Here is a 4,237-nt window from a genome sequence, read left to right on the forward strand (position 1 = left end):
ATCATCTTCTGGATGACGGCCTCTTTCATTTCTTTGGAGTAGCGAGCCATAACTGCCTCTTTTAATCATCTCTCCATTGAAGAGAGTCATGAGTCAAAAGAGGCGACATCTATCCTGACACAGGGGGGTATTGAGCTTTAGGGAGCGGAAGGCGTTGCAGGAAAGGATATGAAGAAGGGAAAAAGAAATAAAGGAAGTGGGTGATTTTTGCTTGCCTTCCCGGTAGGAATGGCGGATGGATTTGTCCTCACCCAAACCCACTCCCAGAAGGGAGGACTGGCAAAACATGCACCTCCTAACCCCCTCTCCCTCTGGGAGAGGGCTGGGGTGAGGGAAAACGGCAAAAACTTCACGACGATAACATCAAGACCAATGAATCAAGTCGCGGCCTAACGGTTATTGATGAAAACCGGTCATCCCACACTGGTGAAAAAGGGACATTTCAAATGGGTGGTAACAGCCTGATGCTGCTCTGGTAAAACGAACCCGCGTTTTATTCGAGGCCAGTTTATATCACTCAGCGGGAGTCATTGTGCCTATAAATTTCTCTCGCTTTCTTTATTGTGCCAAATTCTAAAAATGAAAACGGCACTTTTTTTGATTAAGTAACGCACTGCGTAATCACCGAAACATAGATCTCGGACTTTTCCAGATCAGGCGCTTTAATGACTGGCAAACCAATTTGGGGAAACTGCTTGAGCCTGGACACACCCTCTTGAAGGTCGATTGCAATTCTTCGTGCAGCGTATGGATTTTTAACTTCAACAAATTCTACTACTCGTTGAAGGTCTTCAATTGATTCGGGAGAATACTTAACCTCGATCATTTAGGTGGGTCTTTACGCTCACAAGTACCCCAGCTGTTTAGCCAGGCATTCACATCCCCCTCATCAAGAGACTTGCCTGACTGAATAGACTCTAGAGCCTCCAACGTATCGGACCATCTCGATTCCTCAAGCGACTGTCTTGCCAAAAACTCCTTTATCGCCTGATTTATAAGGTAATTTTTACTTCTGTCGAGCTTGTTAGCTAAGGATTCAAGGGGCTTATCGATATCATCTGCGAGCCTGATACTAGTTACACTCATTGGATTGTACCTCTGTATTCACATGTAATACATCTTAGTGTGCAAGTATAAACTCAGAGCCAAGGTGATTTATAACGCTTGCATTTGGGGGCCGGAGCACGCAGTACGGAGTGATCTTGACACCCTTTAACGGATACGTTGCTTTTGAGGTCAGGCTGCTAACCGCTCTTACTGCTCTTACTGCTCGAGTGTTTCATAGCTGCACCGGATTGATAACTAAACTTACCATAGCCACACCAACGCTTGCAGCATTGGCGAGCATGAACCAAAAAAACAATTTGTTTTTATAGAGAAAGCCTAGTTTAAAGGCCTTTTTATAGACCAAACCCTCAATGGCAACATTAACTGCGCAGGCTAAAAAGAAAGTGGCGCCCCATGTTATTGGGTTAAATGTGCCCATATTCAAAAGATGATAAAACAGTAACCCAGGGAAGATCTCCCATGCTACACCGGAAAGAGGAATTAGAATAATTCCAAGCACGGCTGAAGCAATATTTGCTGCCACAGTTGCTAGTACGGCTTGCTTTACGGCCGCACCAAGGAATTTTCGAACAAATAGATACTCAATTAGAAGCCCTACCGATATAGCCCACCACGAAAACAACCGTGTTTCTAGGTAAAGAGCAGGCCATACCATGTTGGCGTACGCCAAAGTGGGCACAAGCAGCAATATGATTGGTATGTATTTACGCATGAACTATTCCTGAAACATAACGGCAAGCTAAGCGACGCCAACCTGGGCGGGGTCCAATGGAATGGCGAAGCCCTGGAGCGTGCTTGAGCACGCTTGTTGATATGACTCCCGCGGTCAAGCAGGTGGTTTTGTCGGTCTTCAACCGCATCCATGTATTGCTTCAGCACTACACTCTGCGCTGTGGTGGCAAACATGCGTTCTGATAACCAGTGCCAGTGCTGGCGGCTCCATCGTTTGCCGTGATAAACCTGATCGTGCCTTAACAGAAAACTATTCAACCGTTGTTTAGCGGATTTCAGGTCATTGACCATATCCGTTCGGGCCCTGATAAGATCCCGCATGGACTCATCTTCTTCACTGGGCACATAGACCTGGGTCAGATTGGCATTTTTCAGAGCGGTGGCCAGAGTTCGGGCATCCCGTCGATCGGTTTTAATCTTGTCTTTTGGCAACCGGGAGGGTGCTGCAACAATGCATTGAAACCCTTTGGCGCAAAGGTACCGATAAAGCCAATAGCCACAGGGCCCAGCCTCATAGGCAAAAAAGAGGTTTGAAGCTTTGCTTTGAAGACGACGTATCATCAGGTCATGCTCTTTATTAAAAAAAGCCGCGGTGCAGGGTACCGATGGTACCAACATCCTGGACGACATCTTCACGGTCACCACCCATATAGGCGACGGCAATGGACTGTTTGTGAGTATCCATACCGACGAAAAGGGTGCTATCTTTACTCATCGCTGGCCGCGGTTCCGGCTCCTGCTTCACTCTACCTCCTGCGTCCATGCAGTCGTCCGATCATTTTTCAGGCGTGCCTGATGCGGCTCTGGTAAAAACTAGCCCGCGTTTTATTTGGAAGCCAGTTTTTATCGCTCAGCGGGAGTCATTGTGTCTATGGCGCTGAACTCAAAGTTAGTTCTTGTATGTCTATTAGGTCGACTTCCCTACACAGTATTCGCTTGTACTCAACGAGACGATGCACTGGAATAACTGGCAATTCGATGCCTTGATAGTGTTTTACCACTGACTCTGAAAAGTGGATTTCAAGCTCATGCCAAGAACCATCTAGAGCTGATTGGATCTTCGTGTTTTGAGATAAACCAATTTCAATTTTCTGGCTTTGGTAAACCAACTGGAAATACTCTAGATCCCAGCCGTACTCAGTGTAGTGAGTTAACGGTTTAGATATGAACTGCGATACGTGAGCCAAGACTTTGTTTGCGTCAGAGTTGCGGATATAAAGGTCTATATCAGCGATTTCACGACTTCCACCATGAATCGTTGCAGCTAGCCCACCAACAATTTGATACTCAACACCTTCAGCTTCCAGGAGTCCTTTGAGCCATTTTAAGGCTACTTCCACTTTATCACTCATCTCTTCCATTGCCCTGCGCCATAACGCAAAATTCAGGGACCGAGCGTCAGCGAGGTCCCCTGGAATTTTTTGTTAGGCGCTTGCTATAGATTTTGTAGAAAACCAAAAACCCGATTACAAAGAAAATTGGCCACTGAAAAAATATCATAAACGTTATTAGCTCTGACTCACCATCAGGTCCTGATTGAACATTAAAAATATTAATATATATTTCAGTTAAGTGAGGAGTTAATAATACCGATAAAAAAATAACAGTTAGAACTCCAGAGACAATACTAAGCACATATTTCACTGAATAGTCTCCCAGAACCAAACCTCTTTTGAATCTTCAAAATCTGAAAATCTATCTGTGATACTATGTATCCCGAACGAGCCAAACCGAAGGTTTATTCTCATCCACGATGTAATGTCTGTAATCCTACTTCCATTCCAAATATCTATATGATCCCCTGAGCGATTTCTGAAAGACTCTTGTTTTCCTGAAACTGTTCTTTGCCAATAGTCTTTAAAGAATATTATCCCTTTCTTTCTTGCTAAAGTATCTGAAAATGTATCTGGTGAGACCTTGATTACCGGCTTCAACCCTGAAAGCTGCCTCTTTTCTAGACCAAGCGCAAGTTCTTCAGCTCTGATCACGTGTCCATCTGATTTTGGATGTCCATGCCAACAATGTGTAACTCCCGGAATGGATGTGGTTTTAACACCACATTTCACTAATGACACCCCAACACGTATTGCACATTGATTAGAAAAATTCTTCCTTTCATTAGTTGTACAAGGATCATCTTCTCCAGTAATGGTCGGGTGATTGTTCCATAACTTCTTAAACGTAATCACTATTAACTCCATTTTTTATTGTTGCGCTGGTGTTACCCACTAAAAGTGGACACCTATTGTTGATTTACTTCTTCAAACTTAGCAGGGCTAAGATAACCCAGTGCTGAGTGACGTCGAGTTCTGTTATAGAACATTTCGATGTACTCGAAGATACTGGATCGGGCCTGATCAAGTGTTTGAAACCGCTCCGCATAAACCAACTCAACTTTGAGTCGACTAAAAAACGATTCCATAGCCGCATTATCCCA

At 44.5% G+C, this 4,237-nt stretch carries 7 protein-coding genes and 1 pseudogene; all 8 read right to left on the reverse strand.

Annotated elements, in window-relative coordinates; translation table 11 throughout:
• Positions 1-601: 601 nt before the first annotated feature.
• Positions 602-826, reverse strand: coding sequence for a type II toxin-antitoxin system RelE/ParE family toxin (locus tag ACNRUY_RS25870; protein WP_488114551.1), 225 nt, complete (start codon positions 824-826; stop codon positions 602-604).
• Complete coding sequence (locus tag ACNRUY_RS25875; protein ID WP_488114552.1) at positions 823-1,086, reverse strand: CopG family ribbon-helix-helix protein; 264 nt, start codon at positions 1,084-1,086, stop codon at positions 823-825. The genes ACNRUY_RS25870 and ACNRUY_RS25875 overlap by 4 nt, the downstream gene beginning before the upstream one ends.
• 193 nt (positions 1,087-1,279) lie before the next feature.
• On the reverse strand, positions 1,280-1,780 hold the full coding sequence (locus ACNRUY_RS25880; protein WP_488114556.1) for a hypothetical protein: 501 nt from the start codon (positions 1,778-1,780) through the stop codon (positions 1,280-1,282).
• Positions 1,781-2,100: 320 nt separating this feature from the next.
• A pseudogene (locus tag ACNRUY_RS25885) lies at positions 2,101-2,430 on the reverse strand (IS110 family transposase); the annotation flags it as partial.
• Positions 2,378-2,515: a hypothetical protein gene (locus ACNRUY_RS25890; RefSeq protein WP_488114553.1), complete on the reverse strand. Its 138-nt coding sequence runs from the start codon at positions 2,513-2,515 to the stop codon at positions 2,378-2,380. The gene ACNRUY_RS25890 and the pseudogene ACNRUY_RS25885, both read right to left, overlap by 53 nt.
• 154 nt (positions 2,516-2,669) lie before the next feature.
• Positions 2,670-3,161, reverse strand: a complete 492-nt coding sequence (locus ACNRUY_RS25895; RefSeq protein ID WP_488114554.1) for a MazG-related protein — start codon at positions 3,159-3,161, stop codon at positions 2,670-2,672.
• Between the two features lie 279 nt (positions 3,162-3,440).
• The gene (locus ACNRUY_RS25900; protein ID WP_488114555.1) at positions 3,441-3,989 is read right to left on the reverse strand and encodes a type VI secretion system amidase effector protein Tae4; all 549 of its coding nucleotides are present in this window, start codon (positions 3,987-3,989) and stop codon (positions 3,441-3,443) included.
• 53 nt (positions 3,990-4,042) lie between these two features.
• On the reverse strand, positions 4,043-4,237 hold a 195-nt coding region (locus ACNRUY_RS25905), incomplete at its 5' end, for an IS3 family transposase (RefSeq protein WP_488113191.1).

It is taken from the genome of Endozoicomonas sp. Z74 (genome assembly GCF_057680865.1).

What these genes read in the sequence shown, in the direction of transcription:
- ACNRUY_RS25870 (WP_488114551.1), bottom strand. Translation starts at nt 826, where the DNA reads ATGATCGAGGTTAAGTATTCTCCCGAATCAATTGAAGACCTTCAACGA.
- ACNRUY_RS25875 (WP_488114552.1), bottom strand. Translation starts at nt 1,086, where the DNA reads ATGAGTGTAACTAGTATCAGGCTCGCAGATGATATCGATAAGCCCCTT.
- ACNRUY_RS25880 (WP_488114556.1), bottom strand. Translation starts at nt 1,780, where the DNA reads ATGCGTAAATACATACCAATCATATTGCTGCTTGTGCCCACTTTGGCG.
- ACNRUY_RS25890 (WP_488114553.1), bottom strand. Translation starts at nt 2,515, where the DNA reads ATGAGTAAAGATAGCACCCTTTTCGTCGGTATGGATACTCACAAACAG.
- ACNRUY_RS25895 (WP_488114554.1), bottom strand. Translation starts at nt 3,161, where the DNA reads ATGGAAGAGATGAGTGATAAAGTGGAAGTAGCCTTAAAATGGCTCAAA.